Raw genomic sequence first — 1,714 nt, 5'->3', positions numbered from 1 at the left:
CCGATCACGGTGCGAATGATCGAGCCGCGGCCACCCGACAGCGAAACGCCGCCGATGACCGCCATGGCGATGGCGTCGAGCTCGTACATGACGCCCATGCCGGCCTGGGCGGTGAGGTTCTTGGACGACAGCACCACCGCGGCGATCGCGGCCAAGATGCCGGCGATCGCGTAGACCAGCACCTTGTGATTCGCGATCTTGATGCCCGACATGCGCGCGGCGTCCTCGTTCGAGCCGATGGCGTAACAGTGCTTGCCGTATTTCGTGTAGGTCAGGATGAGCTGGAACAGGATCGCCAACGAGATGAAGATGACGACCGGCATCAGCCCCTTGCCGATGGCCGCGAAGCTGTCGGTCGGAAACGAGATCGGCTGGCCCTTCGACCACCATTTGGCGATGCCGCGGGCGGTGACCATCATGCCCAGCGTGGCAATGAAGGGTGGGATGCGGGTGTAGGCGATCAAGAGGCCGTTGATCAGGCCGGCGATCAGGCCGCAGCCGACAGCAACCAGCAGCGGCACGATGACCGGCAGGTCGGTCCAGCCATAATCGATGAACATCGCCTTGGGATTGGGATTGCCGTTGACGGTCGCGACCTGGGCGAAACTCATGGCGATCATGGCGGTGGCGCCGACGATCGAGCCCGAGGACAGGTCGATGCCGCCGCAGATGATGACCTGGGTGACGCCGATGGCGATGATGCCGACGATCGAGACCTGCAGGATGATGATCTGCAGGCGCTGCTCGTTGAAGAGCCCGGAGACGTTCTCGCGGGTGTTGAACAGGAAGCTGTCGCCAAGGAAGACGCGGCCGACCAGCTCGAAAGCGGCGACCAGGATGACAAGCGCCAGGAACACGTTGAACTCGGCCGGCCACGGGCGCTTCTTGGCGTCGTAGCTCAGCCCGCCAATGCCATGCGATGTCTGTGACACGTCTTCTTCCTCCGTCGGGCGCAGCTGTCCGGCCTCCCGCGCGGGCGGGAGGAAAGGCGGAGCGGCGCGCTTGTTCCGATTGGACGCGCCGCCCCGTATCGAGGCGCCTCAGTTCTTCTTCAAGAACTTGTCGATGTTCGCCGGTGTCACGAGCTGGAACGGGATGTAGACCTTCTTGTCCACCTTCTCGCCCTTGGCGAGCTTGAGCGCGGCGTCGAGCGCGCCGGCGCCCTGGCCGGCGGCGTCCTGGAAGACCGTCGCATCGAGATCGCCGGCCTGCATGGCCACCAGCGCGTCCTGGGTGGCGTCGACTCCGCCGACCACGACCGACTTCATGTCGATATTGGCGGCCTTCATCGCCTGGATGGCGCCGATGGCGCTTTCGTCGTTGTTGGCGATGACGCCGTCGAAGGCCTTGCCGGACGACAGCCAGTTGGTCATCAGGTTCTGCGCCTCGTCACGCTTCCAGTTCGAGGTCTGCTTGTCGATGATCTTGATGAAGCTGCAGTCCGGCGTGGCGATGACCTCGTCGATGTCCTTGGTGCGCTGCACCGCGGCTTGGTTGGAAAGCTCGCCCATGATCACATAGACATTGGCTTCCTTCTTGCCGGCTTCCTTGAACAGGCGGCAGACCTCCTTGGTCTCGAGCGTGCCGGAATCGGCTTCGTTCGATGCGACGAAGGCCTGGTTGTCGGGAAGCTTGTCGACATTGACCGGCTCGCGGTTGACATAGACCAGCGGGATCTTGGCCGCGGCGGCAGCGTCCGACATCGCCTGCGTGG

Annotated in this window: 2 protein-coding genes; both read right to left on the bottom strand. The window is 63.8% G+C overall.

The features are described from left to right. Positions 1 to 932, bottom strand: a 932-nt coding sequence (locus tag EOA28_RS34920) for an ABC transporter permease (RefSeq protein ID WP_148671072.1), incomplete at its 3' end; no start/stop codon positions are given. 108 nt (positions 933 to 1,040) lie between these two features. Then, positions 1,041 to 1,714, bottom strand: a 674-nt coding sequence (locus tag EOA28_RS34915) for a substrate-binding domain-containing protein (protein ID WP_148671071.1), incomplete at its 5' end; no start/stop codon positions are given.

This window comes from Mesorhizobium sp. M2A.F.Ca.ET.067.02.1.1, from assembly GCF_004023285.1.
In the GTDB taxonomy this organism is placed as follows: Bacteria; Pseudomonadota; Alphaproteobacteria; order Rhizobiales; family Rhizobiaceae; genus Mesorhizobium.
This window is presented reverse-complemented; position numbering and strand designations above follow the sequence as displayed.